This window comes from Alcanivorax sp. 97CO-5 (genome assembly GCF_000524665.1).
GTDB classification, from domain to species: domain Bacteria; phylum Pseudomonadota; class Gammaproteobacteria; order Pseudomonadales; family Alcanivoracaceae; genus Alcanivorax; species Alcanivorax borkumensis.
The window spans coordinates 229,861-256,310 of sequence record NZ_KI965898.1 but is presented as its reverse complement, the minus strand read 5'-3'; the positions used below and the strand labels follow the sequence as shown (position 1 = coordinate 256,310).

Annotated in this window: 23 protein-coding genes; 9 read left to right on the top strand and 14 right to left on the bottom strand. The window is 54.8% G+C overall.

Annotation, left to right across the window (positions count from 1 at the left end; translation table 11 throughout):
* The first annotated feature begins 40 nt into the window (after positions 1-40).
* Entirely contained in the window at positions 41-892 is an 852-nt protein-coding gene (locus Y017_RS09210) for a 16S rRNA (uracil(1498)-N(3))-methyltransferase (RefSeq protein ID WP_231483466.1), read from the top strand.
* A 103-nt stretch (positions 893-995) separates the two neighbouring features.
* On the opposite strand, the gene rluB is transcribed toward Y017_RS09210, so the two are convergent.
* From rluB to Y017_RS09180, 6 genes are all read right to left on the bottom strand, one after another.
* Positions 996-1,838, bottom strand: a complete 843-nt coding sequence (rluB, locus tag Y017_RS09205; protein WP_011588668.1) for a 23S rRNA pseudouridine(2605) synthase RluB — start codon at positions 1,836-1,838, stop codon at positions 996-998.
* Positions 1,831-2,790 (bottom strand): SMC-Scp complex subunit ScpB, encoded by a 960-nt coding sequence (gene scpB / locus Y017_RS09200; protein ID WP_011588669.1) that lies wholly within the window; start codon positions 2,788-2,790, stop codon positions 1,831-1,833. The genes rluB and scpB overlap by 8 nt, the downstream gene beginning before the upstream one ends.
* Positions 2,791-2,792: 2 nt before the next feature.
* Positions 2,793-3,779: a ScpA family protein gene (locus tag Y017_RS09195; protein ID WP_011588670.1), complete on the bottom strand. Its 987-nt coding sequence runs from the start codon at positions 3,777-3,779 to the stop codon at positions 2,793-2,795.
* A 12-nt stretch (positions 3,780-3,791) separates the two neighbouring features.
* On the bottom strand, positions 3,792-5,006 hold the full coding sequence (locus tag Y017_RS09190; RefSeq protein WP_197017555.1) for a tryptophan--tRNA ligase: 1,215 nt from the start codon (positions 5,004-5,006) through the stop codon (positions 3,792-3,794).
* Between the two features lie 141 nt (positions 5,007-5,147).
* Entirely contained in the window at positions 5,148-5,771 is a 624-nt protein-coding gene (locus Y017_RS09185; protein WP_011588672.1) for an L-threonylcarbamoyladenylate synthase, read from the bottom strand.
* A 114-nt stretch (positions 5,772-5,885) separates the two neighbouring features.
* Positions 5,886-6,722, bottom strand: a complete 837-nt coding sequence (locus tag Y017_RS09180) for a PHP domain-containing protein (protein ID WP_011588673.1) — start codon at positions 6,720-6,722, stop codon at positions 5,886-5,888.
* 223 nt (positions 6,723-6,945) lie between these two features.
* Here Y017_RS09180 and Y017_RS09175 point away from each other — a divergent pair, with 223 nt between their 5' ends.
* The 3 genes from Y017_RS09175 to Y017_RS09165 all read left to right on the top strand — a co-directional run bounded on the left by Y017_RS09175 (position 6,946) and on the right by Y017_RS09165 (position 8,699).
* A complete protein-coding gene (locus tag Y017_RS09175) occupies positions 6,946-7,611 on the top strand; it encodes an inner membrane-spanning protein YciB (protein WP_035460393.1) in 666 nt (221 codons plus the stop codon).
* Entirely contained in the window at positions 7,589-7,888 is a 300-nt protein-coding gene (locus Y017_RS09170) for a YciI family protein (protein WP_011588675.1), read from the top strand. The genes Y017_RS09175 and Y017_RS09170 overlap by 23 nt, the downstream gene beginning before the upstream one ends.
* Positions 7,889-8,036: 148 nt before the next feature.
* Positions 8,037-8,699 (top strand): TIGR04211 family SH3 domain-containing protein, encoded by a 663-nt coding sequence (locus Y017_RS09165; protein ID WP_011588676.1) that lies wholly within the window; start codon positions 8,037-8,039, stop codon positions 8,697-8,699.
* Positions 8,700-8,756: 57 nt separating this feature from the next.
* On the opposite strand, the gene Y017_RS09160 is transcribed toward Y017_RS09165, so the two are convergent.
* The gene (locus Y017_RS09160) at positions 8,757-9,893 is read right to left on the bottom strand and encodes a hypothetical protein (RefSeq protein WP_231483465.1); all 1,137 of its coding nucleotides are present in this window, start codon (positions 9,891-9,893) and stop codon (positions 8,757-8,759) included.
* A gap of 107 nt (positions 9,894-10,000) precedes the next feature.
* Between Y017_RS09160 and Y017_RS09155 the strand changes: the two genes are divergently transcribed.
* Both Y017_RS09155 and Y017_RS09150 read left to right on the top strand, forming a co-directional pair.
* The gene (locus Y017_RS09155; RefSeq protein ID WP_011588678.1) at positions 10,001-10,894 is read left to right on the top strand and encodes an acyltransferase; all 894 of its coding nucleotides are present in this window, start codon (positions 10,001-10,003) and stop codon (positions 10,892-10,894) included.
* 41 nt (positions 10,895-10,935) lie between these two features.
* On the top strand, positions 10,936-13,506 hold the full coding sequence (locus tag Y017_RS09150) for a DUF349 domain-containing protein (RefSeq protein WP_035460391.1): 2,571 nt from the start codon (positions 10,936-10,938) through the stop codon (positions 13,504-13,506).
* Between the two features lie 445 nt (positions 13,507-13,951).
* Here Y017_RS09150 and Y017_RS09145 read toward each other — a convergent pair whose 3' ends face one another.
* The gene (locus Y017_RS09145; protein WP_035460389.1) at positions 13,952-14,566 is read right to left on the bottom strand and encodes a DUF924 family protein; all 615 of its coding nucleotides are present in this window, start codon (positions 14,564-14,566) and stop codon (positions 13,952-13,954) included.
* 5 nt (positions 14,567-14,571) lie between these two features.
* Positions 14,572-15,207 carry an arylesterase gene (locus tag Y017_RS09140; protein WP_035460388.1) on the bottom strand — a complete coding sequence of 212 codons (636 nt, stop codon included), beginning with the start codon at positions 15,205-15,207 and terminating at the stop codon, positions 14,572-14,574.
* On the opposite strand from Y017_RS09140, the gene Y017_RS09135 reads away from it, so the two are divergent.
* Complete coding sequence (locus Y017_RS09135; RefSeq protein ID WP_035460387.1) at positions 15,206-15,883, top strand: ABC transporter ATP-binding protein; 678 nt, start codon at positions 15,206-15,208, stop codon at positions 15,881-15,883. The genes Y017_RS09140 and Y017_RS09135 overlap by 2 nt on opposite strands.
* Complete coding sequence (locus Y017_RS09130) at positions 15,876-18,281, top strand: ABC transporter permease (protein WP_035460386.1); 2,406 nt, start codon at positions 15,876-15,878, stop codon at positions 18,279-18,281. The genes Y017_RS09135 and Y017_RS09130 overlap by 8 nt, the downstream gene beginning before the upstream one ends.
* Here Y017_RS09130 and Y017_RS09125 read toward each other — a convergent pair.
* Positions 18,264-19,439 carry a multidrug effflux MFS transporter gene (locus tag Y017_RS09125; protein ID WP_035460384.1) on the bottom strand — a complete coding sequence of 392 codons (1,176 nt, stop codon included), beginning with the start codon at positions 19,437-19,439 and terminating at the stop codon, positions 18,264-18,266. The genes Y017_RS09130 and Y017_RS09125 overlap by 18 nt on opposite strands.
* A gap of 401 nt (positions 19,440-19,840) precedes the next feature.
* Between Y017_RS09125 and Y017_RS09120 the strand changes: the two genes are divergently transcribed.
* Positions 19,841-21,799, top strand: coding sequence for a sodium:proton antiporter (locus Y017_RS09120; protein WP_011588685.1), 1,959 nt, complete (start codon positions 19,841-19,843; stop codon positions 21,797-21,799).
* A gap of 57 nt (positions 21,800-21,856) precedes the next feature.
* Here the strand turns inward: Y017_RS09120 and Y017_RS09115 are convergent, their stop codons facing one another.
* From Y017_RS09115 to Y017_RS09100, 4 genes are read right to left on the bottom strand one after another with little or no spacing between them, the layout of a single operon-like run.
* Positions 21,857-22,294 (bottom strand): MerR family transcriptional regulator, encoded by a 438-nt coding sequence (locus tag Y017_RS09115; RefSeq protein WP_011588686.1) that lies wholly within the window; start codon positions 22,292-22,294, stop codon positions 21,857-21,859.
* A gap of 5 nt (positions 22,295-22,299) precedes the next feature.
* Complete coding sequence (locus tag Y017_RS09110) at positions 22,300-23,268, bottom strand: hypothetical protein (protein WP_197540927.1); 969 nt, start codon at positions 23,266-23,268, stop codon at positions 22,300-22,302.
* Between the two features lie 60 nt (positions 23,269-23,328).
* On the bottom strand, positions 23,329-24,891 hold the full coding sequence (locus tag Y017_RS09105; protein ID WP_035460383.1) for an FGGY-family carbohydrate kinase: 1,563 nt from the start codon (positions 24,889-24,891) through the stop codon (positions 23,329-23,331).
* A complete protein-coding gene (locus tag Y017_RS09100) occupies positions 24,891-26,450 on the bottom strand; it encodes a glycerol-3-phosphate dehydrogenase/oxidase (RefSeq protein ID WP_011588689.1) in 1,560 nt (519 codons plus the stop codon). Before Y017_RS09100 ends, Y017_RS09105 begins: the two co-directional genes overlap by 1 nt.

Sequence of the window (26,450 nt, the reverse complement as noted above, 5' to 3'; positions counted from 1 at the left end):
AATCGAACGGGTGATCAGGCGGCACACTCTAGCAATCCGATTGCTCCGAGCAAAGGGCCATAATAGCCAAGCAGACAGTGATTTGCGTCATGCCACGATTCTTCATGCCAGGATAATAGCGAGCCCAGTAAAACGTTTGTTCAGCCGCTTTATCCCGTATGCCATAATCCGCGCCATGAACTTGCTGCTGCTGCACCCCGACCAATACTTACACGGCAATCGCTGGCGTCTCAATACGCGACAACGTAACCATGTATGCACCGTGCTTAAGCTGGCCGAAGGGCAGCAGTGCCGCGCTGGTGTGCTGGCCGGCAGCACAGGAATAGCCACTATACACGTTATTAAAAACAATGAGATAGAGGTTGAGTTTAAACCAGAATCTAATTCGATTCAGGCGCTACCTCTTTCCTTGCTGATGGCACTACCGCGGCCCAAGATGCTCAAACGCATCCTTATCGACGCGACCAGCCTGGGCATCAAGCGCATCGTGCTGATCAACAGCTGGAAGGTAGACAAAAGTTACTGGCAGACCCCCAATCTGAAAGCCGACTTGCTTCGCGAGAAAATGATTCTGGGGTTAGAGCAGGCGCGCGACACCCACTTACCTGAATTAACACTGGCCCCCCGTTTTAAGCCTTTTGTGGAAGATTCACTGAACGATTGGGCAGGGACAGGCCAGCGTATTCTCGCTCATCCAGGCGATCACCCCGCCCTCCCCTGCAATCTTGCTGAGCCAGTGACGTTGGCGATAGGCCCAGAAGGGGGCTGGACCGACTACGAGGTAGAGATGCTGCAGCAGCAGGGATTCGCTTGCCGCAGCTTTGGGGCGCGAATTCTCAGAGTAGAGACAGCGTTGCCGGCCCTGGTCGGCCGGCTGATGAGGCTGCCCTAGCAACTTACTCGCAAACGAACCTCGGTGTTTATCGGCAACAATTCGGGTTAGGCTGCAGGCAGTCTCCTACCAAACCAAACCAAATCAAACAGTGCGAAAACCCCTAGCGACGATATGGCCCACGGCGAGCCTTGCGAGGCGGCTTGTTACCACCACGCTGGTGTCGTAGCCGCGCACGGCCATAAAGGCCGGTATATTTCTTGCCCTTGAGGTCCACCTTCTCGATCAGGGCTTTCATTTGTTCTGGTTCCAGCTCCATCCAGCGGCCCTGGCGCAATTGCGGCGGCAATGTCAGATCGCCAAAACGAATTCGCATCAAGCGAGCCACTTCCAAGTCTTGAGACTGGAAAAGCCGACGGACTTCCCGGTATTTACCCCCAGTAAGAGTGGCTTTGTACCAGTGGTTAGCACCTTCCTCAGCGCCACCAGCGTCCTCGATACTATCAAATTTAGAAACGCCATCCTCCAGTAAAACGCCATCAAGCATGGCTTGACGTTTTTCCGGAGTCATAACACCGCGGACCCGCACTGCGTATTCGCGTACGAAACCGTTGGAGGGGTGCATCAGACGGTGGGCAAGTTCGCCATCGGTAGTGAACAGCATCATACCGGTAGTATTGATGTCCAGCCGCCCCACCTGCACCCAGCGCATACCTTGAAGTCGCGGTAGGTTATCGAACACCGTTGGGCGCCCTTCAGGATCATTGCGCGAACATACCTCTCCCGGTGGCTTGTGATACATGATTACGCGCTGAACGGTGTCTTCTTCGGTCTTCACTTTAATAATCCTGCCATCTACACGTAGGGTATCTTCACTGCCAACCCGGTCACCCAAGGTCGCAACAGTCCCATTGACCGAGACGCGACCGTCACTTATCCAGGTTTCTAGCTCCCGGCGAGAACCCAGCCCGGCGCGAGCCAGGACTTTCTGTAATTTTTCACTCATGCGGCGTTCGGCTTCCCTCTGCGCTGTCGTTCGATGTTTGCTGCTGATCTGAAGCGCCCTCGCCCTCTAGCGAGACATCATCATTATTGTGTGCAGCGTTGGCCGATTCTTTGGGATCAGTATTCACGGCAGCACGGTTATCATTATCGGCAGAAGCTGGGTCATTCTGCTCGCCTTGCTTACGACGGAACTCTTGCTCGAAACTAGCGAGTACCGAGTCAACTTTGTCCATGCTCATCTGTGTGGAATCATCGATTTCCGGTTCAGGCTCGAAGCCGGGAATATTCCTCTGATCACCAGGGATCGGTGCTTCGCACTCGAGGAAATCATCGTCATCAATGTCGCCTTCCGAGGCTTCGTCAGCATCGCCTTCGCCCGCCTTGCTGGGGGGCACATCAGTCAGGGGTAGCTCTTCATTAAGCTTATCCAAATCACGGATTTCCGCGAGGGACGGCAAATCCTCAAGGCTCTTGAGATCGAAATAGTCTAAAAATTGTTTGGTGGTGGCAAACATGGCCGGACGCCCGGGTACATCACGATGACCGACCACACGCACCCAATTTCGCTCCAGCAGACTCTTAACGATATGGGAGCTTACCGAAACGCCTCGAATTTCTTCAATTTCGCCACGGGTAATCGGCTGGCGATAGGCAATCAGGGCCAGAGTTTCTAGAATCGCCCGACTGTAGCGTGGAGGTTTTTCCTGCCACAGGCGGCTTACCCAAGAGCCCAGCTCAGAACGGGCCTGGAAACGGAAACCAGAGGCCACTTCCTTGAGGAAAATGCCCCGCCCTTCATATTCTTCGCCTAGCTGCTCAAGGTACTTAGACAATTCAGCTTTGCTTGGCCGATCGTCTTCATCGAACAATGCCAGCATACCATCACGGTCCAGCGGCCCTTCGGCCACAAGGATAGCAGCTTCAACAATTCTTTTTATTTGCTCAGCGTCCACGCTTACCCCTTGGTTCCATCATGCGTATCGTCATTCGCGTCATCAAGGGACCCTATATGACGTTCGTGGGCATCGGGTTCATCCTCAAGTTCAAGGCCGGCCAGCAAGTCGGATTCTTCCAATACGAGGGTTTTCGCCTTTACATGAATCGGCGCAAACGACTCCGTCTGAACAAGCTCTATCAACGCCCCTTTAACCAGTTCCAAGGTGGCAAGAAAAGTGACCACAACACCAAGCTTGCCCTCTTCCGGGTTAAAAAGCTCAATAAAGGGCACAAATTCCCGCCCTTTTAGCTTGTCCAGTACATTGGCCATGCGCTCGCGGGTGGATAGCTTCTCCCGGGAAATCTGGTGGCTCTCAAACATGTCAGCCCGGTGCATCACTTCCTTCAGCGCCAGCAGTAACTCGCGCATGTCCACATCCGGCTGCGCTTTTTCGCGAGTGTATTCCGGGCGTTTGGCCTCGGCAGGAAACACATCCCGCTCTAGGCGCGGTAATTGATCAATGTCTTCTGCGGCTTTCTTGAAACGCTCGTATTCCTGCAAGCGGCGAATCAGCTCTGCGCGCGGGTCTTCACCTTCCTCTTCTTCTTCGGCCTTAGGGCGCGGCAGCAGCATTCGCGATTTGATTTCGCTGAGCATGGCGGCCATGACCAGATACTCTGCGGCCAGCTCGAAGTTCATGGCCTTCATGAGCTCCACGTACTCCATGTACTGGGCGGTAATGGTGGCCACGGGAATATCAAGAATATCGAGATTCTGACGTTTGATAAGATAGAGCAATAAATCCAAGGGGCCTTCAAAGGCCTCAAGAAATACCTCCAGAGCATCGGGCGGAATGTAGAGGTCATCAGGCAGTTTGGTAATGGCCTTGCCGTATACTAGGCCAAAGGGCATTTCCGCCTGACTGGGGTGTAAAGGGCCAAGCAAACCCGCAGGCTGATCTGATACCTGATTGTCTTCTGCCGTTTGTTCGACCGCTTCCGTCATGCTTAGCTCCGCCTAGCGGTAATTCAGCCCCATGACTGATCGCACTTCTTCGAGGGTTGCTCGAGCGGCTTCGCGGGCTTCCTCGCAGCCTTCTGCCACGATGGTGCGCACCAAGTCTGGATTACGTAGATGCTCTTCCGCGCGCTTACGAATAGGCTCCAATTCTTCCTGAACCGCTTCAATAATTGGTTTTTTGCAATCTAGGCAGCCAATGCCTGCACTGGTGCAACCCTCACGCACCCACTGGCGTGTGGTGTCGTCTGAGTACACCATGTGGAACTGCCATACCGGACAATTATCTGGGTTGCCAGGGTCGGTACGCCGCACTCTCGCGGGGTCCGTTGGCATGCGTCGAATCTTGCTGTCTACATCAGCAGGCTCTTCTCGCATGCTGATGAAATTACCGTAGGATTTGGACATTTTTTGCCCATCCAGGCCGGGCATTTTAGATGCCTGCGTTAACAATGCCTGGGGTTCTGGCAGGATCACCTTGCCGCCACCTTCAAGGTCGCCAAACAAACGTTCTTTATCACCGAGAGTAATATTCTGTTGACTGTCCACCAGAGCTCGAGCGGTTTCCAACGCGGCTTCGTCGCCCTTCTCCTGATACTGGCGGCGATGATTCAAGTAAATCTTCGACTGTTTCTTGCCCATTTTCTTGATGGCGGCATCCACAGCTTCTTCGAAGCCCGGCTCCCGACCATAAAGATGGTTAAATCGTCGAGCCACCTCCCGGGTTAACTCCACGTGCGCCACCTGATCCGCGCCCACCGGCACTTGGCCAGCGCGGTACGCTAAGATGTCCGCAGATTGCAGTAAAGGATAGCCAAGAAAACCATACGTGCTGAGATCTTTCTCTCGTAACTTTTCTTGCTGGTCTTTATAAGTCGGTACCCGTTCTAGCCAGGACAACGGTGTCATCATCGACAGCAACAAATGCAGTTCGGCATGCTCAGGCACTTGGCTCTGAATAAACAGCGTGGCTGACCCCGGGTTAACACCGGCGGCGAGCCAGTCAATCACTAGGTCCCAGACATGCTGTTCGATCTGGTGCGGGTTTTCATACTCGGTGGTGAGTCCGTGCCAGTCTGCTACAAAGAAGAAACACTCAAACTCATGCTGCAGACGTGCCCAGTTTTTCAACACGCCATGGTAGTGCCCCAGATGCAAGCGGCCTGTAGCGCGCATGCCCGAAACAACTCGCTGGGAGGGAACCACGGAACTCAAAGCCAACTCCTTATACCCAATAGGTGGCATTCCATTGGGAATGCTGCGGGGAAAGCCCACGATTATACGGTGAACCTCGCCGTGAGGGACAGCGACTTGTCAATGACTGCTCAAACCATGAGCAAATCACAACTATTTTCGCTAATAGATGGCGTCGATTGGCCCCGCCCCTTCACGCACGACCTCTGGTCCCTCACCTTGGGACAAGGAAATCACCGTGGTCTCCACCGTGCCACAAAAACCACCATCGATAACCAGATCCACATGGTGGTCTAGGAAATCACGGACATCCTGGGGGTCGGTGAGCGGGAACTCATCGTTTGGCAGGTGGCATGTTGAAGTCATGATCGGCTCACCATGCTCAGCCAGCAAAGCTTGGCAAATAGCATGATCAGGGACACGGATGCCAATGGTGCGTTTCTTGGGATGCATCAGACGTCGAGGAACTTCCGTCGTTCCCTGCAAGATGAAAGTATAAGGTCCTGGGGTGTGCGCTTTGAGCAGACGATAATCAGGGTTATCTACCTTGGCATAGATTGCCAGGGCTGAAAGGTCATGGCACAACAAGGTAAATTCGTGCTTTTTGTCCAGCTGACGAAGCCGAATCAGGCGATCAAGAGCGTTTTTTTCGCCAATGCCACAACCTAGCGCATAGGTTGTATCGGTGGGGTAGGCAATTAGCCCGCCACCGCGGATAACCTCAACAGCTTGGCGAATCAGGCGTGGTTGAGGTGTTTCAGGATGGATATATAGCGTTTCAGTCATGGTGACAATTCTGAGGGCCACAGCAGAGAGGCGCAAGCCGCATTGGAGATAAATCTGCTGAGCTGAATCTTATCTCATCCATCCAAAGGGGCGGCGTACTCCAGTGAATACGGCTCAGTAACGGCCCTCCCAGACCGGAGTGGCACCCGCAGGGACCGGCGGCAGCCTGCCCAGAGCCAACCAGCGCTGCTCTGGCGAATGAAAATCAGAGCCTGCAGACACCTTTAGGTCGAAATGCTGCCAACACTCATCGAGCAATGCCTGCTGGTGGGGCGTCAATCCTGGCATGGCCACTTCCAAGCCATCACCGCCGCCAGCTTTGAACTGGCCGAGAAAGTGCCTTAACCGCTTGCGGGTCATATTGTAGGCATGGGGGTGGGCGAGCACTGCCGTTCCGCCTGCAGCATGAATCGCGTCAATACCCTCTTCCAGAGTGCACCAAGGCGTGGCCACAAAGGCCGACTGCCCCTGTTTGAGGAAGCGATTAAAAGCATGACGGTGGTTTCGAACCCGTCCGGTCTGCTCAAGTAATTTGGCAAACCAAGGGCGACCAGGGGCATCACTACTTGCCAATTCGCAGGCGCGCTCATAGCTGTTAGCCAATCCGGCAGCCTTATCCAGCCGGCGACCAATTTCACGGGCTCGATTGATGCGGGCTTCATTTTGGGCGCTGACCCGCGCCTGTAAAGCAGCACTAGCCACATCGACCCACAAACCTAGAATATGGAATTCCCGGTTGTCATGGCGAACGGACAATTCGATACCATTAATCAAGGTTAGCCCCCGCGCCTGCGCTGCCTGGTGGGCTTCTTCCAAGCCGCGAAGCGTATCGTGATCGGTCAGGGCCAGGTGCGTCACCCCATAGTCTGCAGCCCTCGCCACTAGGTCAGTGGGCGACAAGGTCCCATCGGAGGCTAGGCTGTGGCAGTGCAGATCAAAACACGCGGTCATAAGGACTGTTTATCAGGTTGTTTTGCGGATTGTGTGGCGGATACCGGAACCGCCGTGGAAAGATCGGGTCGATTACGCTACCACAGTAAGACGAAAAATAATGCAGGGCGGCAGGGTGAATTGCCTGCCTGATGCCGTTACCATCGTTGCCCTGTGAATGGCTGGTCGTGCCACCATATCATTCGCATTCTGCTACCGCACGGCACAGGATAAGGCGCTGTTAATGAAGCAACTACTTGATTACCTTCCGGTAATTGTCTTTTTCGGGCTCTACTTTCTCAGCGGCCGGGATATCATGCTCGCCACTTGGGGCATCCTGATTGCCACGACACTTCAGGTCACTTTAGGTTGGCTGATCTGGCGCAAAGTGCAAAAAATGCATTTGATCGTCTTCGTCATCACCTTGATCTTCGGCTCAATGACCCTGTTTTTTAATAATGATGTCTTTATCAAATGGCGTCCTTCCATCATCAGTTTCACACTGGGTGGCGTGCTGCTCTTGGGCCATTTCCTGCGTGAGCGCAATCTACTCCAGCGTTTATGTGAGTCGTTAATGGTGTCTGGCCTTGGCTTTGTGGTGGCGCTATCGCGCAAAGACTGGTCTTTTCTCAATATCGCGTTCGTACTTTACTTTGTTTTTATCGGTGCACTTAATCTGTACATCGCCTTCAACTTCAGCACCGACTTCTGGGTTAACTTCAAATTATTTGGCTTTACTGCCTTGCAAATAATCTTCTATATCAGCATGTTCGCCTATGTATTTAAGAAAATGCCTGAAGAAGATCGCAAACGAATAATGAAACAGGAAAAACCAGCTGGCCGGAACAATCAGCCGCCCTCCTCCGACAACGACAAAAAGGAAGACCATGCTGTACGCGATCATCAGTGAAGATAGCCCGAACTCCTTGCCGTTACGGCAACAGGCCCGCCCTGCTCACCTAGCAAGATTGGAATCCTTACGTGATCAAGGTCGACTGGAACTGGCTGGGCCTCACCCAGCCATCGATAGCAACGAGCCCGGAGAAGCAGGCTTTTGCGGATCACTGGTTGTTGCAGAATTTGAGTCGCTGGCCGATGCCCAAGCCTGGGCGGATGCAGATCCATATATCGATGCTGGCGTCTATGCCAACGTTGTTGTGAAGCCCTTCAAGCGCGTTCTGCCCTGAATCGACGGCACACAGCAGGCTGACAGATCCTGGCAATTTGCCTTTTTTTACAAAGACACCACGGTCAGCGCGGCGAAATGTGATTATGGTAGCGCCGCTACCCCAATGACTTCTTTAGACTGCGCGGCCTGACTTCAAGGAGTGACCGATGCTCGCTAGATTATTCTGTGTACTGGCTCTGCTGGGCGCATCCAGCTCTGCCCTCGCCTCTGCGGCTTGGGTAGATGACAGTATTTATGTGCCCATTCGAGCCGCTGCAAACCCCAGTGGCCGTATCCTCCACCGCGGCATCAAAAGTGGTACCCGTATTGAATTTCTCGGATTCGAAGGTGACTGGGCAAAAATTCGCTATGGCGACACCGAGGGATATATCGGTAAACAGTATCTGAGCCAGAGCCCCACTGCCGCGATTCGTCTCGAACGCGCCACCCAGGCCAGCGAGCAAGCCAAGGCCGAAGTGGCGAAATTGCGCACCCAGCTGGCCCAAATCAAGGGCGAGCGAGATGCCCTGTCTGAGCAATCCAGCGAGCTGAAGAATGCTCTGAGCTCACGCAGTAATGAGCTGGAACAGCTACAGGAAGTAGCCTCTGATCCAATTCGCCTAGATCAAGCCAACCGCCGCCTGAACGAAGAACTCAGCCTACTTCGCTCCGAGCTTGACCAAGTTAAGGGTGAGAACGTAATGCTGCGAAATAATAACACTTCGCAACAGTGGATCACCGGTGTGGGCATTCTGATTGCCGGTTTGATCGCCGGTGTACTAATGCGCTCACGTTCTGGCCGTCGCCAGCGAAGCGGCTGGGCAAATTAATCCAATGCGGCCCGGGCAATCCGGGCCGCATATCCCTTCTTCCACCAGCAAGACCGCTTATTTCGGATTTTCCCAAACCGGCAGTCCGGCCTGAATCTCTACTCTCAGAACAATACCCGCAATGCCTTCATAGCCTAGTGAACGCGGCCAAAATACATACGGCTCTATTTCATAGAAAAACCAAGGGCGCCAGATACTCGTTCGAAAACGTACGCTGGTTCGCCAAGTTTCAACGGCCGCAATGGGGTCAGTAAACCCGTCAAAGCCCACGGAATAACCAATTCCCGATTGCTTACCCAGGCGCGTATAAAGGCTCACGGCCTGATTGAAATACCAGTCACGATTCAGCGCGTTATTTTCTTCTGTCAGCTCATATTCACTACTGAAGCGAATGGTAGACAGTTGCGTCAGTGGCCGATCCAGCTCAAACAGAGAATTAATCCCAAAGCCTTCTGGGTCTTCCCAGTAACCTTTCTGGGTAAAATGGAAATACATGTTGTTGCCAGGCAAAGGGGTGCGCCAGCGATACCGGGCCCGCACGAAAGCGGTGATTTCAGAACGCAACCCTGCATCCAAATCTAGATTCATGCGATCGGGCATCTTGGTGACCCAGCGCAACGCCGCGCGGAAGCCACCGGAATCATTGCCTACATCTTCTGGTCGGCTGTCTAGATCATTGCTTAGGTCGTTACCGGCATCATCGTCATTCTGGAAGAGCAGACTTAACCGCTCTTGAGCATTGGGCAGTTCCACTCTGGCGCGAATTTTTATTTCGCGCCCATCATCATCGTTGTCCTGCCAACGGCTGGCACCAATGATTCTGAGCTGGGTGCCGGGCTGCTCCTCATCAATTTCATTCGACCCAATAAAGAAACCATCCACCCAGCGAGTCGGCCCACACACCGTGCGCGACATCCAGTCATGGGTTCTATCCACCCAACCGGTTTCACCGGAAAGATGGCCGCACGGGTTTGACTCCAACGGCCTCGGGGGCGACTCGGAAACGGGTTCGGTCAGACTTTCTTCGGGCAAGCCCCCAGCGCCCTGCACGGCAACAGTTTGCTCAGGATTGCCGTGCTCTGTTTTCTGGGCGTAGCTCGGCAACGAGGCTGCGGATACCCAAAGCAGAAGCAAAAAAGCCAATAAACGTCGTGCCATTATCCCCATGAGCGCAGCATAGCTGCGTGAAGTCATATGCGAAATCCTACAGTGACAAATGGGCATTTGAGCGAAACAGACACGAGACAAGGCGTTTACCATTGGGTAGCATGCCCATTCACGTTGACTGAACGAAACGCGCTATGACCATTTGGCACAAAATCCGGGGTATCCTTGCCCTTATCGGCATCCTGATCAACACCTTTTTACTCTGTCTACCATTGTATGCTTTCGCTTTATTGAGGTTAGTGCTTCGCTTCGAAAAGGCACAGATTCTCTTGTCCCGAATCCTCGTGGTCATTGCAGAAACCTGGATTGCCAACAATAACGCCATTATTGCATTGACCAGCCAGATAAAGTGGCGGATCAGCGGCATGGATGCGCCAAGCAAAGATCAGTGGTACCTGGTGACCTGTAACCATCAGTCCTGGGCGGACATTCTCGTGCTGCAACGCATATCCAATCGCCAGATACCCTTTCTAAAATTCTTTTTGAAACAGGAATTAATCAAGGTCCCCCTACTTGGTTTAGCCTGGTGGGCGCTAGACTTCCCTTTTATGAAACGCTACAGCAAAGCTGAGCTGGAAAAGAACCCATCACTAAAAGGCAAAGACCTTGAAACCACACGCAAGGCCTGCGAAAAATTTGCGTATTTCCCTACATCAGTGATGAATTTCTTTGAAGGCACCCGCTTTGATACAGAAAAGCAGGTAAAGCAAGGCTCACCATATCGCCACCTACTGAAACCCAAGGCCGGCGGTGCTGCCTTTACTCTCAATGCCATGTCCGGGCATTTGCGAAATCTGCTTGATGTGACCATTATCTACCCCCCGGGCACACCTCGCTCGTTGCTAGCCTTCCTTGGCGGCGCAATGGACGAGGTTGAAATCGTTGTGCAGCAACGCGTTATTCCCGCCTGGGCCTCAGAGGGCAACTATGAAGACGACGCGGCATTCCGCGCACGTTTTCAACAATGGATTGGCGAACTCTGGGCCGAAAAAGACGCATTATTGGAAAGCAAAACGCCGCACGCTTGAGAAATCTAGCGTCGGGCATCTGGCGCATTTTGAGACTTTATATGTTTGGCCGATTCCTAAAACCCCGCTGGCAACACGCCAAGCCCGAGATTCGACTCAAAGCCATTGAGCAGCTTGACCACAGCAACGATGCCGACCTGCTTCATCAACTGGCACGAGGCGATGCCAGTGCGTTAGTACGCGCTGCAGCCACCGCTAAGCTCACTGATTTTGCCGCGCTAGACGAAGTCCATCAGCGTGATGAAACACCATCCGTTCGTGAAGCGGCCTCCATGCGCATTATGTCGTTGCTAGCAGGCACCACGGATGACTCACCCAACAGCGACACTCGCCTTCGCCTGATTCGCCTTACCGATAATCAGGACGTGCTTGCCCATGTTGCGGCTCATAGCCCGGACATGCACAGCCGCATGGCGGCCCTTGAACGGCTCAGCGACGAAGCCGTACTCTACCAGTTGGCCCTGGATGCCCCCACGCAAGCCCTGCGTGTTGCTTGCGTGCAGAACATCAGCTCTCTCTCCCTGCTCAAACGCCTAGCTAAACACGGTCGCGACAAGCGGGTTACTCGTTTGGCTCGGGATCAAGCCCGTGAGCTCCAACAACAACAGCAAACTGAGAGGGAAACCGTTAAGGTCTATCACCTTGCAGACCGCCTGGAGCAGCATGCCCGACGGCGCGTGGATGCCCTTTACGGACCCCAGCTGGAGCAGCTAGAACAGCAATGGCGACAGCTTTCACCCCAAGCCTCAGCGGATATTGCCTCACGGATCCAACAAGCGCTGCATCAATGTCGTAACCAGCTGACCGAATCGCAAGAGCAGACACGCCAACAGGCTCTTGCTGAAACCGCTAAAGCAGAGCGTGAAGCTGCCGCCCATACGCTATTTCAATTATTGAGCCAAGCTACGCCGGAAACCTGGGATCATCACTTAGGCGAAATGCGCTCAGCATTGGCGACTCAGCGTCGCCGCTGGAATAGTGCGGACGAACACGCTCAGGCGCTCGATCAAGACCGCATGGCGTTCAACGATTTGGTGACCGCGTTCGAGCAACTGCTCACACTGGCCACCGACATCAATGCCGCAGACTCACAAGAAACATTGACGGAGCTAGCAACACGCTGGCCGAAAGAGTACCAGCCGCCATCCGCATTACTCGCACTGCGCACCCGTAAAAAAGACGATACTGCTGAAACAGCCGAGCCCGAGCGGGCCAAGCCTGCACAGCCACACAGAGGTCTATTAGTAGCTCTCAAACGAGAGCTTCGCCAGGGTAACCTGCGCCATGCGAACCGCCTTTGGCATAGGGCTCAGACGATTATCGACACCCACAATGACGATGCTCTTAGTGCCGAATTAAGCAAATTAGCCGCGCGCCGGGCGGAATTGCAAGACTGGCACCGCTTTGCCGCCGAACCGAAAAAAGTGGCGCTGTGTGAGCAAATGGAAGCCCTTGATGGCACCACCATGGATGCCCCCGAGCTTGCCACTGCCATTCAGGCTCTCCACGACGAGTGGCGCTCGCTGATGAGTTCGGACCAAGATGAGGACCAGTCTCTCTGGGCCCGATTCAAAGAAGCATCCGATAAGGCCTACCAGCCTTGTCGTGCACATTTTGCTGAGCTGGATGCTATCAAGGCCAGCAATCTGGAAAAGCGTCAGACACTTTGCCAACAACTGGATAACTTTATTACCGTGCAGAACTGGGAAAAAGCGGATTGGCACGGCGTCTGGCAAATTCGTCAGCAGGCTCCCAAAGACTGGAAGGCCCTGCACCCCATTCGCTTTACCGATGCACGGGATATTCAGAAACGCTTTTCCGCTCTGCTGGCCCAGCTCGACGAACAGTTAAATGGCTATATTGAGAAAGCGGAGAACGAACGTAAACAGTTGCTTGATCAGGCTCGTGCTCTAATGGAGCTTGATGATCCCCAACAGGCAACCCGCGAAGCACAAGCCATCCAGAAACGCTGGCGACAATCAGCCTGGCTACCTCCCGCACAGCACAGGGCTTTGCAAAAGCAGTTTCGTAAAACCATGGACGCGCTTTTCGATGCTCGCAATCGGGATATGGCCGCCCACCGAAAACGGCAGGAACAAGCGGGACAAACACTGGCCACACATATCAGCGCGCTTGAAGACTGCCTGGCTCAACCTTTCACGGACGACAGCGCAGACAATTTGAGCCGCGCATCGGCCGCAGTGGATGAACATCTTGGTGGCGAGCTCCCGCAACCCTTGGTTCGCAAAGCTCAACAGCTCAAACGCCGCGCCAGTGAACGCCTCCAGCAACTCAGCCGCTGGCAACAGTGGCAGCAATTGCGCAATGCCGTCGCGGGCTTGCCGGAAACTGCCGGAAACGAGGAAAGTGACGATGCCCTCACCTTAGCGGTGGCCTTTGAAGCCTTGGCCGGCGTGCCTAGCCCAGAACTAGAGCGCCAGCGTCGCTTGCAATGGCAACTAGAGCAGCTACCCGGAGCGATGAAACGACAGCAGTTTGACGCCCGAGAAGAGATGCAGCGATTGCTAGCAGACCACGCGTTGCCGGTGTCTACTGCGATCAAGGCACGGCTACATCATGCCATCGCAGTGCTGGAGCCGGGCAATGCGTAATCGGTTACCTCGACCTAACCGCCCTTTTAAGGACTGAAAAGACAGCAATGGTTCCGCCCCTAACTCGCAGGCGTTCCCATGGGTTGTTTCGCGAATGATGTTCGTAAGCTGAAAGGTCCATGGGGCTACATTGTTATGATCGCCATTATTCATAGGCCATCATTTCAGTAGCAGCCACCAGCCCTGTTGGCCATTGTAGATGCCAATGGTCGTGACCACGCTGAGTCGAAACGATGAGGTGTGGGGCAGACAAGGTGGCAGAAATCGAGTTTGCGCGTTCAAAAAAAGACAGGGCTGCGCTTACAGATACCATCATCGACGATATTCGTGCGCAACCTGACAAGGGTAAGCACCTGCCCACCTAGCCGGTGGAGATGGTTGATACAGCAAGAGCCGTCTTGAAGAGGCGATAGAGTCGATACAATTCTGCGAAACCCGGTCGCCCCTACTGCCCAAAACCTGAGCTAGTTTCCAAGAAACGCAGCTCTTGTACTGTACTGTCCCGGCCAAGCGCCCGGTTTCGGTGCGGGAAACGCCCAAACGTCTGTATTATCTGCAAGTGCTGTCGGGCTGACTTCAATGAGCCGTCCACATGATGTGCCAATGGCTGGGGGGCATGTGCTTGGATCACTTCCAATGATGTGAGGCATTGCTCTTGCAAACCTTCATCTTCGGCATGCATCAGCGGCATAACAAAAAACACCTGCCCACACAGTGGTAGCTTGCTGTGCATCTGGCGCGACAGCCCTTCGATGGCCAAGGTGGCCGCCCGATGATCGCCACTAAAAGCCTCAGCCTGCCCTCGATAAATATTGCGCGTAAACTGATCCAGCAAAATGATTAGCGCCAACCGACCAGCAGGATTGCGCTCCCAGTCAACCAGCTCTTGGCGTAGCGCAGCTTCCACCAAAGCCCCAAAGTGATACTCAATTTCTGCGTCATCGCCTGCGGTCGCCGCGAACCACTGCCTTGTCACCTTGCCTGATGGCCAGCCTAGCTCCATGCCATCCTGAAACCAGTAGTCCAGTATTCCCTGCCATGAGGTCCCCAGATTCAACATGTTTTTCACTCGGTTTCGGTACTGATATGGCTACGGCACCGTGACGGTAATTGCGGCTCAATAACCGACAGCGCGGTTTCCAATAGTAATGGCTGTGCTTCAATCGTTGGGTGAATGCCATCGCCCTGCATCCATCCCTGCTCGATCACACCCTCCAGAAAAAAAGGTACCCAAGGTACCGAGGTGGACTGCGCAACGTCACGGTATTGCCGTTCAAACAAGGCCGTATATTGCTGCCCATAGTTGGGGGGGATGCGCATGCCCAACAACACCACGTCGGCCTCTGCCTGCCGCGAGAGTGAGATCATCTGCTTAAGGTTGCTGGCCATGACCATGGGAGACAGGCCACGCAGACCATCGTTACCTCCTAGTTCCACCACCACCAGATCCGGCTTGTGGCGAGCCAGAAGCGTCGGCAACCGTGCTTTACCGCCAGCAGTAGTTTCCCCGCTTACCGATGCATTAATCACTGGAAAATCCGGGCACCTTTCCTTCAGCTGTCGGTCCATAAGGGCAACCCAGCCAGATGATTTTTCAATCCCGTAGGCAGCACTGATACTATCGCCCAGTATCAGCACGCCATTGGCATGAACGGATGCCGCCAGGCACAACAACTGAACCAGCAGAAGATATCTTGCCATGAATACAACGTCTCCCGTTTTGCTTGCCCACAATCTTTGTAAGCGTGTTCAAGGCCCAGAGGGCGGGCTCGATTTGTTGCAGGGTATCACGCTTGAAGTCAATGCCGGTGACAGCCTTGCAATTACCGGCCCTTCCGGTTCCGGCAAGTCCACTCTACTGTCATTACTCGCTGGTCTCGATGTACCCACCAGCGGTGACGTGCAACTGGGCGGTGCCTCATTCAGCCAGGCCAATGAAGATGAGCGGGCACGATTGCGCGGCGAGCAATGCGGTTTTGTCTTCCAGCATTTTCAGCTAATCAATGATTTAACTGCGCTAGAGAATGTGATGTTACCGTTGGAAATACTCAACCGTGACCATCGCCGGGAACAGGCTATGCACTGGTTGGAACAGGTGGGGCTGGGGCGTCGTCAGCACCACTTCCCGGCACAACTTTCTGGCGGCGAACAACAGCGCGTCGCCCTGGCCCGGGCTTTTGTGGTCTCCCCGGCGCTACTGTTTGCCGACGAACCCACCGGCAGCCTGGATTTCGCCAACGGCGAGCATGTGGCCGATTTATTGTTTTCTCTGAATGCAGAACAGAAAACCGCGTTAGTGCTGGTCACCCACGACCCACAACTGGCGGCACGCTGTGAGCGCTCGGTTTGCCTGGCGGAGGGCCGGCTCAGTGTTTAAACCCTGGCGTTCTCCTGCTTTTCGAGTGCAAGCGATTGCCTTACTGGTAGCCGCTTTCGCCATGACCGCCATGCTGATTCTACGCGACAGCGTGGACCAGCGTTTTAACCAGCGCACGGCGGTTGCATTAGGCGCTGACTGGATACTGGAAGGGACCCGCTTTCCAGAGCCCTCCCAACAACAGGCGGTAGCTGACCTTCGCCATGCTCAGGCAGTAAGTTTTTCCAGCGTACTGATCAACAACGATCAATTCCTGCTCGCCAGCATTCGGGCTTTATCCGAGGATTTCCCGCTCTATGGCGAACTATCCGTCAGCGATAGTCGATTCAGCGAACCTTACCCAATAGGACATGGCCCGAAGTCCGGTACCGTCTGGCTGGCAGGTCAGGCGCTGGACCGGCTGGGTTTAAAAACCGGCGAGTTTATTACCCTTGGTGAACGCAGTTTTCTCATCACCAAAGTGCTAGTGCAGGAGCCGGACCAGCAGGCGGGCTTTTATAGCATGAACCCCCGCGCGCTGATTCACCTGGCGGACCTTGAAAGCACCGCAGTGCTTGGCCCGGGCAGCCGCTATCGTCACCACCTACTGGTGGCAGCGGATGATGCCCAGCGAACCGTGCTAGATAAACAACTCAGCGACACCCTACGTTCGGACCAATCCATTGAAACCGTGGGCACCACAGAACTGCGCAGCCAAGGCCCGGTTGAGCAGATGTTCCTCTGGTCACAATTGGCGGTGATGTTAGTGGTGCTGTTGTGCGCTGCGGCCATTTATCTCACCGCCAGCCACCGCGCACGGCAACAACAGACACTGTGTGCCGTCATGAAAACAGTGGGCGCCCGACAACAGCAAATCGTCCGGCGATTATTGGGCGGCGATGTGCTGGCTCTGCTACTGCCGATTCTTGCCGGGGTCGGGTTGGCGGTGCTGTTAGGCTGGCAACTCGCAGCCTTACTAGGAGCAGATGGTCTGTTTGTCACCCCCGTAGTCTGGGGGCTGGTGGGGCCTGTGCTGCTCTGGCTTGGCTTCGCCGCCCCGACCCTGTGGGTCAGCCTGTCGTTGCCGGCTACGGCTTTGCTCAGCGGCCGCGAGGCACCCGCCAGGCTGGGGCGACGTGTGCTGCTTATCGCTATCCTCACCCCGATTCCACTGGCCGCCATCATGACCGGCTCCCTGGCCGCACTCTGGCCACTGCTGCTACTTACCCTTGCGGTATCACTCGGCTTGCCGATGATTCTGTGGCCGCTGGTAATGCTGATGGACCGCTTCAGTGCCCGGCTTGGTCTCGCTGGCCGGCTGGCTTTGCGCAGGCTCAGCCGCCGCAAAGCGGCTACCCTACCCTTGTTGGCCGCGCTGATTATTTCCCTCTCCGTGTTATCCCTGTCGGTTCAGACTGGGCGCGAGCTGCTCGGTGACTGGCGGGCAACATTGCCTGAGCAAGCCCCCAATTATTTCGTCATCAACTTGTTTGATCAGGATATTGACGATTTCAAGAACTGGCTTACGGACCATAACAGTGAAGCCCAGCCACTCTATCCAGTCGTTCGGGCACGCCTTACCGGGATAAACGATCAGCCGGTGCGCGACGCCGTTACCAAAGAACAAGACCGTGCCGAGCGGGCCCTAAACCGGGATCTGTCGCTTACCCAAGCTGCACGCCTGCCCGAGAGCAACAAGCTTACCGACGGCCGGTGGGCAACCGGGCCAGACGAAGTTACGGTGGAAACCAAATTGGCTGAATCACTGGGCCTTGAGTTGGGCGATTCACTCACCTTCACTGGCCCCGGGCCAGCCATTAACGCCACGCTGGTAGGCCTGCGAGAGGTGGATTGGGAAAGCTTTGCGCCCAATTTCTATTTCATCTTCTCTCCGGACACGTTGAAAGCCCAGAGCCGCACCTGGATTACCAGTTTTTTTCTGCCCCAAGTGCAGCAAGCGGAGCTGGGAGGGCTGGTGCAGAAATTTCCACAGATCAGCCTGCTGGACGTGAATGCCATCCTCGCCACGCTCCAAGACATCATTGGCCAAGCTAGCCGCGCCGCTTTTGTGGTGGGTGTGTTGCTGTTACTGGCCGCATTGCTGGTGCTTATGGCCGCACTGTTGGCGATGACCGATACCTTGCGGCGCGATAATCACTTGCTGGTGGTTATTGGCGGGCGCCGTGCCTTACTGCGTAAGACCGCCGCACTACAGGCGTTCTATCTGTTCGGTGGTTCGGCGCTATTAGCCAATTTGATTCATCTGGCCGCATTAATTCCATTGGGCATGCGCCTGTTCGACAGCCAGCTACCGCTAAGCCCCTGGCTACTACTGCCCTGGAGTATCGCCGCTCTAGTCACACTGGCCGCTTTGCTAGCACCACCGCTGATGCCCAAAGCATCAGCGACGAGCCACTAACGAAAAGGCAGCCCAAGCGGCCACGCTACTGGTGGCCATCAAAGCGGTCATGGGCAGCGTACTGCCGTCGTGGAGTATGCCGAGCACGATGCCAATAAGGCCCGCGAGCAAAAATTGCAAAGCGCCGTTCAAGCCAGTGGCAGCTCCACTATCGTGGTCAAACAAGTCTAGGAAGCTGGCGATGCCGTTGGGCATGATCAGTGCCACCATGCCGGCCGCCACCATAATTAACGGCACCACCAACCACAAGGTCAGCAAGCCTGCTAACGTTAACACCAGCAGCGTCACACACGCGGTCATTTGTAGCGCCAGCGCCACGCGCATAATTGAGGCGCTGGTATAGCGGCGCAGCAACAAGACATTCAACCGGTTCATGCCCAGCATGGTTACTACGTTGGCCCCGAAATACAGTGGAAACGCTTCCGGGCTAATGCGGAAATACTCCATGTAAAGAAACGCCGCATCGGTAATGAAGGTAAATAAGGCTGCAAACGCTAGGCCATTGGCCAAAATAAAACCCATGGCCGGGCGATTGCGCAATACCCGGCCATAAGCCAGGAACATGCGTTGGCGCAGGGGCTCACCACTGGGCTTCACCGCCACACTGGGCAGCATAAATCGCACAATACCGAACAGCATCAACCCGTAGAGGGCCAGCATGTAGAAAATGCTCTGCCAGCCAAAAAGCTTAAGCAGCAGCGCCCCCAGTGCTGGAGCAAGTAGCGGCGCCATCAGCATAACCAGGCCAATAGTGGTCATGACCTTAGCTGCCTCCTTACCTGTGAAGTGGTCTCGCACCGAGGCGGCGGCGATCACCACGGTGGCGCCGCCGCCCAGGGCTTGTAAAAAACGCAGCACATAAAGCATGTCGATACTGGATGACAGCGGGATACTTAAGCAGCCGAGAATGAACAGACACAGCCCCACATAGGCTACCGGCTTGCGGCCAAACTGATCAGAAAGCGGCCCACCCAACCACTGGCCTGCCGCCACACCCAACACATAGACACTCACCGAGACTTCGACAGCGTGGATTTCCACCGCAAAATGCCCGGACATGGCCAGTAATGCAGGTAAATAGGTATCAATGGCCAATGGCCCCAGCGCCACCAACGAGGCAAGCAGAAATGCCAAGCGGCCGGGAGAAAGAGTTTGCATGGGTACATCCTGATACAGTTTCGAGGTCCGGCGATGCGTCATGCATCAAGACTGATGGAAGGCCTATTCTCAAAGCCTGAGTGAACACATAATCCGGCAGGATGGTAACGTAATCGCTGTGGGCTTTCAGTTACTCAATGAATCTAATTCAGTTTTATTATTAATAACCTATTATGCATCAGTAGCTATCATTGCACTCAATAGGGCAAGCCACGGTACACTAAGCCGCTGCTTCAGCCAGAATACGCATTTACCGGCCCGAACAATCAGGCATAATGCGCCAACGCTCGGCAAGGAAATCATCTCCAACCCCACTTTGCCATGAGCTACGTTAGCATGCCTGCCCGATGCTTAGTGGCGTGCACGAGGGTTGCGGAACCGTCTAATCACCTAGGAACTTCATGGATTTAAGTGTCCCTTTCCAGCTAGCCATTATCACTGTGGTCGCTTTTCTCTGCCAATGGCTGTCTTGGAGAATCAAACTCCCTGCCATTTTGCCATTGCTGCTTACCGGTTTGGCGCTTGGCCCGCTTTGGGGTGTACTACAACCCAAAGAACTGTTCGGTGATTTGCTACTTCCCGGTGTATCCCTGGCGGTCTCTATCATTCTGTTCGAAGGCGCCATGACACTGCGCTTCGATGAAATTCGCGGCTTGGAAAAAACCGTTCGCCGGCTTGTTACTTGGGGTGCCTTAGTCACCTGGAGCATTGTTACCGTCTCTGCTTGGTGGGTGCTAAAACTCCCCTTGGGTCTAGCTTTACTTTTTGGTGCGCTGGTCGTGGTGACAGGCCCAACCGTTATTGTTCCTCTGCTACGCAGTGTCCGCCCAGTAAGCAGCGTATCTCGATTGCTGCGTTGGGAAGGCATCGTTATCGATCCCTTGGGCGCTATTTTTGCTGTATTGGCCTACGAGTTGGTGGTGGCCAGCGGCCAAGATGGGGCCATACTGCACACGCTGTGGCTGTTCTTCCAGACAATCGGCGTGGGAGCAGCCATCGGTTGTGCTGTGGCTTTCGGCTTGGCCGAGTTGTTGCGTCGGCATCTAATCCCTGAATACTTGCGCAGCTTTCTGGTGCTGTCGTCCATCATTGGTGAGTTTGTTTTAGCCAATGGCCTGAGTGAGGAATCCGGACTGGTTGCGGTTACCGTAACCGGGATCGTGTTGGCTAACCGCAAAGGCGTGCGCACCGACGACATTCTCCACTTCAAAGAAAACCTATCAGTGATGCTGATTTCCGGTCTCTTTATCGTGCTTGCCGCACGATTGGAAATGAGCGAACTCAGTCAACTCGGTGCTACCGCTCTGGCGGTTTTAGTGATTATTCAGTTCGTTGCTCGGCCATTGTCAGTATGGTTATCTACTCTTGGCTCCTCACTGAATTGGCGTGAAAAATCACTGCTCGCCTGGATTGCACCACGGGGCATTGTCGCCGCGGCGATCTCGGCCCTGTTCGCCGAACGGTTACAGCAAAACGGTGTTCCCGGTGCCGAGAAACTGGTGCCACTTACCTTCATGGTGATTATCGGCACGGTGGCATTACAGAGTCTCACCGCCCGTCCACTGGCTCGCCTGCTGAAAGTAGCAGAGCCGGCGCCACGCGGTTTCCTGATTATCGGTGCTAACCCGGTGGCCCGTGCCATTGGCGCTGCCTTGCAGAAGAACCAATACCCGGTCGTGGTCACGGATTCCAGTTGGGAATCCATCCGTTCTGCCCGTATGGAAGGACTAGGAACCTTTTATGGAAACCCGGTCTCACAGCACGCTGACCAATATTTGGATCTCGTTGGTTACGGAAAACTGCTGGGGTTAAGCCCTCGGCGAGAGCTCAACACTATGGCGACCATGCGCTACCGGCTGGAATTCGGAGAGCAAAACATCTTTAGCCTGCCCACGCAAAAAACGGAAAAGGAAGTGAAGCATGAGGTCGCCCCGGAGCACCGTGGTGCCACCCTCTTCGCTCCCGACATGACCTATGCCCGCCTAGCCAGCCTGCTCAGCCAAGGCGCAGAAATTCGTAAAACGCGGCTGACTGAAGAATTTAGTTTTCAGGCTTACAACGAAACACCAGGACGCCAAGTTTGGCCATTATTTGCCATTGATCCCCGCGAACATATTGTTGTGTTCTCTGCGGAAGAAAGCCCCGAGCCCAAAGCCGGCTGGTACATTCTCGGGTTAGTAAAAGAAGATGCTGCCAAGGAAGAAAAAAAGGCTGAAGCTCGTGCAGAGGCGGCCGCCGAAAAGGTAGCCACTGCAAATAAATCAGAGGACAAAAACGAGTCAAAAACCCATAAACGTGACGAAAAGACGGACACCAATAAGGGTTCAAAACAAACGGCAGGCAAAACACAGCAAAATTGACCTGTTGCCTCACTGCTAACTAAAGAGCCTGCCCAACTTTACTACGGGGCAGGCTTTTTAGTTGCTATCAGGGCTCGGCTCTGAATCCTCATCCCCCACAAATGAGTCAATCAACCCGCACACTCGACCATCATCCAGCCGACAATCCGGTGCCCCCTGCCATTGCTCCATAGCATCACGCATGCGGTCACTAAGCGCCTGCAGCTCAGTGATTCGGGTTTCTACCTGATTTAGCCGGTCTTCAATTAAAGTGCGAACCTGACCGCAAGGGGTCTCCCCTTCACGGGATGCGTGGATCAGGGACTGAATATCGCTGAGGGTAAAACCTAGAGAACGAGCTTTTAGTGCAAAGCGTAACAACCGCAAGTCCTCAGCGCGGTAATAACGATAGCCGTTATGGCTGTCACGACTGGGCGATAACAAACCAATATTCGTATAGTGGCGAACCGTTTCAGCCGTGGTTTTAGCCTGTTTCGCCAGTTCCGATACGCGCATAAATGCTACTCCTGATGAGAAGACAGGGAAGCTTCAGAATGTGACTGAGCCCACTGCCTCCAGGCTTTTGGTAACGGGCGGTTGTGCGCCGCAAAAAATGCATTCACTGAACCCATAATCGTTTCGATGCTCAACTGCTGAGTTAATGCGGTCCCGAAATTTGTCGCTTTTGGGGTTTCAGTCAAGGTGCACTGCAATGCCACATCAGCCAGCGGCACCACCTCCTGATGGCGCTGCCAGGCCGTCCGCAACGGGCCGGCGAGCCAGCCACATTGCTGGTAGCTCAATGCATACTGACCTTCAAGCCACCATAAATAGGCATCATCACCCAAGGCATTAATCAGAACGTTATGCTGTTGCTGGTATTGCCCCATATCGCCGCTGGCAATCCCCCTGCGAAGTAACCAAATCATCGGTTGTTCCGATTCAAGCTGGTGGGCAGCAGCAACACGCTCACAAGGTTTACCCAGGCATTGGGTCAGCCACAGTTTCAGCGCTGCTGGGCGCCCTTCGGCCAAATTAGCTAGGTCGGGTAAGCCCGGTGCTGCCCCCAATTGAGCAAGAAATGCCTTGCCACGTTCGCTCTGCAACCAGCGGCGCTTTTCCAACAATGCCGTTAGTTGCAAACCGGAACTGTAGTCATACCAGTCAGTCAAGGTGTAGGGATTTGCGGCCATGCCTTCAAGGCGTAAAAAACTGATATCGCCGTCAGGAAAATGCAACCGCACTCGGGCGGCAAAACGGCGGTCGTTTTCATTGAAGCCGGTAATGGCAAACCGGTCGATGGACTGCGCCTTAACCCACGGCTTAATGGCCACTGTAGGCAACCGCACGATATCCTGGCGCAGCAATAATACGTTCAGTTGCCCCTGCGCCAGATCGGCACGCAATTGCCGTAATACCTCGCTCGCCTGCACAGGAAAATAAACCAATAAGAAAAGGAAAAGGCACGCGATTTGTGACCAGCGAGACATCAAAATAGACCCGGAAATAATAATAGGACGACCCTACCACAGGGCGCAGCTCGATCGGCACTAAAGCCGTGCTGGGTAACCGGTAATACGCCGAATAGAGCGATATAACGGCGCCAGCCGGGGATAAAGCTTCAGGTACACGCCACGGTAAAGGTCGTCGTAATGGTGCGCGATTGCTGCATCAGGCAAAAAGGTATCACCGGGACGGGTCATCGCGGCCACCGCCGAGGGATAATCCGGATGCAGGCCCAGAGCCACCGCCGCATTGATGGCCGCCCCCAGCCCGGAGGTTTCCGTGGTGTGAGGTCGAATCGCCGGTAAATTAAAGATGTTTGCAGTGATCTGCATGATTGCATCGCTTTGCGAACCTCCCCCAGAAACACGCAGGGAGGTCACCGCAATGCGGTTGCGCTTCTCCAGTCGATCTTTGCCCTCGCGCAGCGCATAGGCAATACCTTCAATAATTGCGCGGTACAAGTGGGCACGGGTATGCACATCGCCAAACCCTATAATCGCTCCTTTCGCTTCCGGGCCAGGAATCCGCACACCAGGGTTCCAAAATGGTTGCAGCATCAAGCCCATGGCACCCGGTGACGTTTGTTCCAACAAGGCTTCAAAAAGCGTTTCAGCAGCCACGCCAAGCGTTTCAGCCTGTTGTACTTCCTGTTGCCCAAACTCTCGCTTGAACCAGTTCACCATCCAGTAGCCGCGCTGAACAATGATCTCGGAATTATAGCGATCAGGCACAGCCGCCCCGTAGGCCGGGACAAAAGTAATAGGCTCCACATAGCGCTCATTACACGTATTGAAGGTCGCTGTGGTGCCGTAGCTGAGGTTGCCGATTTCCGGTGTAAACGCCCCGGCACCAAGCACTTCGCAGGCCTTGTCTGCGCCGCAAGCAATCAATGGCAAGCCTTCGGGGATGCCGGTGGCTTGGCAGGCTTGCTCTGTGATGGTTCCCAGCGTTTTGCCAGGCTCGACCAGTTCGGGGAGCTGTTCGCGGTGTACCCGCAACGCCTTCCACTTAAGGTCATGGGGCGGCGCCCAACAGCGCCCTTTGTAATCAAAGGGAATGTAGCCGACTTGGGACGCGGTGCAATCGCGCAATTGCCCGGTAAGCCGGTAATTCAAATAGCCGGAAAGCAGTAAAAAGTGTCGGGTTTGCTGCCAAATTGCCGGCTCATCCACGGCCAGCCAATTGCATTCGGCTTTGGCCTGGAACTGCCGGAGTGTTTCACTCTGGCCCATCATCGTTACTGGCGCAGCCAGCCACCAGGGTAGCCGAGGAATGGAATCTGTTCGGCGTTGATCCAGCCATATAATCGCCGGGCGCAGCGGCTGCTTATTATCATCAAGGCACACCACCGAGGCCCGCTGGGTGGTCAACGCCACCGCTATAACACGGTGTTTCAGTGGCTCGTGCTGTTGCCATAAACCCTGACACGCCAGCCCAAGCTGCTCCCAAAAATAATCGGCGTGCTGTTCTGCTTGGCCAGGTTTATCAGAAAAGTAGGGTTCAATATGCTGCTGATAGCGGGCAACCAGTTCACCTTTACGGTTAAACAACATGGCCCGGGCACTCTGTGTACCCTGATCCAGTGCCAATACCAGCGGGTCGTCCATTACCTTGCCTGCTGCCCAGGAGCGCCATCAGCCTCAACGGCCTCTGTGGCATCGCCCTTACTGGCTGGGGCGGGTACGCTATAGAATCGTTGATGGATACCCTTATAGCGAACAAGCTCCTTATCCCACTGCGCATCATCCCAGCCCAGGGTTTGCTGGATTTGCGGGCGTAACCCGTTCAGCGCGGCTATACCTGCTGTAGGCTTTATCAGCCCTAATCTCGTGCGGCGCAGCATTAGGTCGTCTAGGTGCACAACGGATTCATGGTCCAAAACCCACTGGATAAATGCCGGGTCCGACTGATCTGCATGCAAGAAGGCCTCCACCGCGTGGGGCGCATTTTCCAGTGGATCAAAGCTTGAGACTTTGCTTTTCTGGCTGCGGCGATGTTCGCTATCATCGATTAATCCGGTAGCCAACAAGGCATCCAGTGCAATCAAACGGAACGTCGTCAGCTTGCCGCCACTCACCGTGACAATGCCGTTGTCGCCCCAAACCGCATGGTCCCTGCGCTCTTTGGACGGATCTACACCTTTACCAGAGGCAATCACCGGGCGTACCCCGGCAATGGTGGAATAGATATTCTCGCGGGTCACATTGCAGCCTGGAAACTGGGTATTAATGAGTTTGAGAAGATATACCACCTCGCGGTCACTGGCTGCCGCCTCAATATCCATGTCCTCAGGATGATCCAGATCCGTCGTGCCCACACAAGTGACGCCTTCCCAAGGGAATACGAACACCGGCCGGCCGTCATCGGGATGCATCACTGTAAGGCAGTCGTTCACCGACAATACGGCGGGGTCGATAAACAGGTGGCTGCCGCGTAATGGCCGCACCCGAGCCTCAGCACCAGAAAAACGATCGGCCCAGGCCCCCGTAGCGCTCACCACTGCCGATGCATTTAGGGTTACCCGTTCGCCACTAACACGGTCTTCCACGGCAACGGCAAAGCCTTGCTCTTTCCGCTCGGCTTGAACAACGCGAGCGTAATTGTGTGCCAATCCGCCATGCCGGGCGCCTTCCAACAAAGTACGCATCACTAAACGACAATCATCGGTCAGGGCATCGGTGTAACACATGGCACCGGTGAGATCTTGATTCCGCAAAGCGGGTACTCGTTCCAGTAGCTGCTTGCGGTTCAGGTAACGATGATCGCGAATACCTGCCAGAAAATCATATAGCCACAGCACCATCTTCATGGGCCAACGCCCGGGGAAGACCCCTTTGCGTAACGGGAACAGGTAGATGGCCCGCTCTACCAGGCCCGGCAGCTCATTCAGCAGCCGTTCGCGCTCAAGCAGTGAATGCCGCGTCAGGGTGATGTCACCCTGGGCAATGTAGCGCAGACCACCGTGCACCATCTTCGAAGAACGGCTGGAGGTGCCCCAAGAAAAATCAGTCTGCTCCAATAACAGCACGCGGTGGCCGCGTCGGGCCGCTTCCAGCATGACGCCCGCGCCAGTAATGCCGCCTCCAATGACGATCAGGTCCCAGTGTGGGGCTTGTGGCGCTGTCGGTGTGGCTAATTCTGTCAGCGTGCGGCGCTGGCCGAGCAT

Coding starts and splice junctions, on each gene's coding strand:
- Y017_RS09110 (WP_197540927.1), bottom strand. CDS start 23,268: ATGTCTCGCTGGTCACAAATCGCGTGCCTTTTCCTTTTCTTATTGGTT.
- Y017_RS09155 (WP_011588678.1), top strand. CDS start 10,001: ATGACCATTTGGCACAAAATCCGGGGTATCCTTGCCCTTATCGGCATC.
- Y017_RS09165 (WP_011588676.1), top strand. CDS start 8,037: ATGCTCGCTAGATTATTCTGTGTACTGGCTCTGCTGGGCGCATCCAGC.
- Y017_RS09175 (WP_035460393.1), top strand. CDS start 6,946: ATGAAGCAACTACTTGATTACCTTCCGGTAATTGTCTTTTTCGGGCTC.
- Y017_RS09150 (WP_035460391.1), top strand. CDS start 10,936: ATGTTTGGCCGATTCCTAAAACCCCGCTGGCAACACGCCAAGCCCGAG.
- Y017_RS09125 (WP_035460384.1), bottom strand. CDS start 19,439: ATGCAAACTCTTTCTCCCGGCCGCTTGGCATTTCTGCTTGCCTCGTTG.
- Y017_RS09180 (WP_011588673.1), bottom strand. CDS start 6,722: ATGACCGCGTGTTTTGATCTGCACTGCCACAGCCTAGCCTCCGATGGG.
- Y017_RS09105 (WP_035460383.1), bottom strand. CDS start 24,891: ATGGACGACCCGCTGGTATTGGCACTGGATCAGGGTACACAGAGTGCC.
- Y017_RS09145 (WP_035460389.1), bottom strand. CDS start 14,566: ATGTTGAATCTGGGGACCTCATGGCAGGGAATACTGGACTACTGGTTT.
- Y017_RS09170 (WP_011588675.1), top strand. CDS start 7,589: ATGCTGTACGCGATCATCAGTGAAGATAGCCCGAACTCCTTGCCGTTA.
- rluB (WP_011588668.1), bottom strand. CDS start 1,838: ATGAGTGAAAAATTACAGAAAGTCCTGGCTCGCGCCGGGCTGGGTTCT.
- Y017_RS09160 (WP_231483465.1), bottom strand. CDS start 9,893: ATGACTTCACGCAGCTATGCTGCGCTCATGGGGATAATGGCACGACGT.
- Y017_RS09115 (WP_011588686.1), bottom strand. CDS start 22,294: ATGCGCGTATCGGAACTGGCGAAACAGGCTAAAACCACGGCTGAAACG.
- Y017_RS09140 (WP_035460388.1), bottom strand. CDS start 15,207: ATGGCAAGATATCTTCTGCTGGTTCAGTTGTTGTGCCTGGCGGCATCC.
- Y017_RS09185 (WP_011588672.1), bottom strand. CDS start 5,771: ATGACTGAAACGCTATATATCCATCCTGAAACACCTCAACCACGCCTG.
- Y017_RS09100 (WP_011588689.1), bottom strand. CDS start 26,450: ATGCTCGGCCAGCGCCGCACGCTGACAGAATTAGCCACACCGACAGCG.
- Y017_RS09120 (WP_011588685.1), top strand. CDS start 19,841: ATGGATTTAAGTGTCCCTTTCCAGCTAGCCATTATCACTGTGGTCGCT.
- Y017_RS09195 (WP_011588670.1), bottom strand. CDS start 3,779: ATGACGGAAGCGGTCGAACAAACGGCAGAAGACAATCAGGTATCAGAT.
- Y017_RS09135 (WP_035460387.1), top strand. CDS start 15,206: ATGAATACAACGTCTCCCGTTTTGCTTGCCCACAATCTTTGTAAGCGT.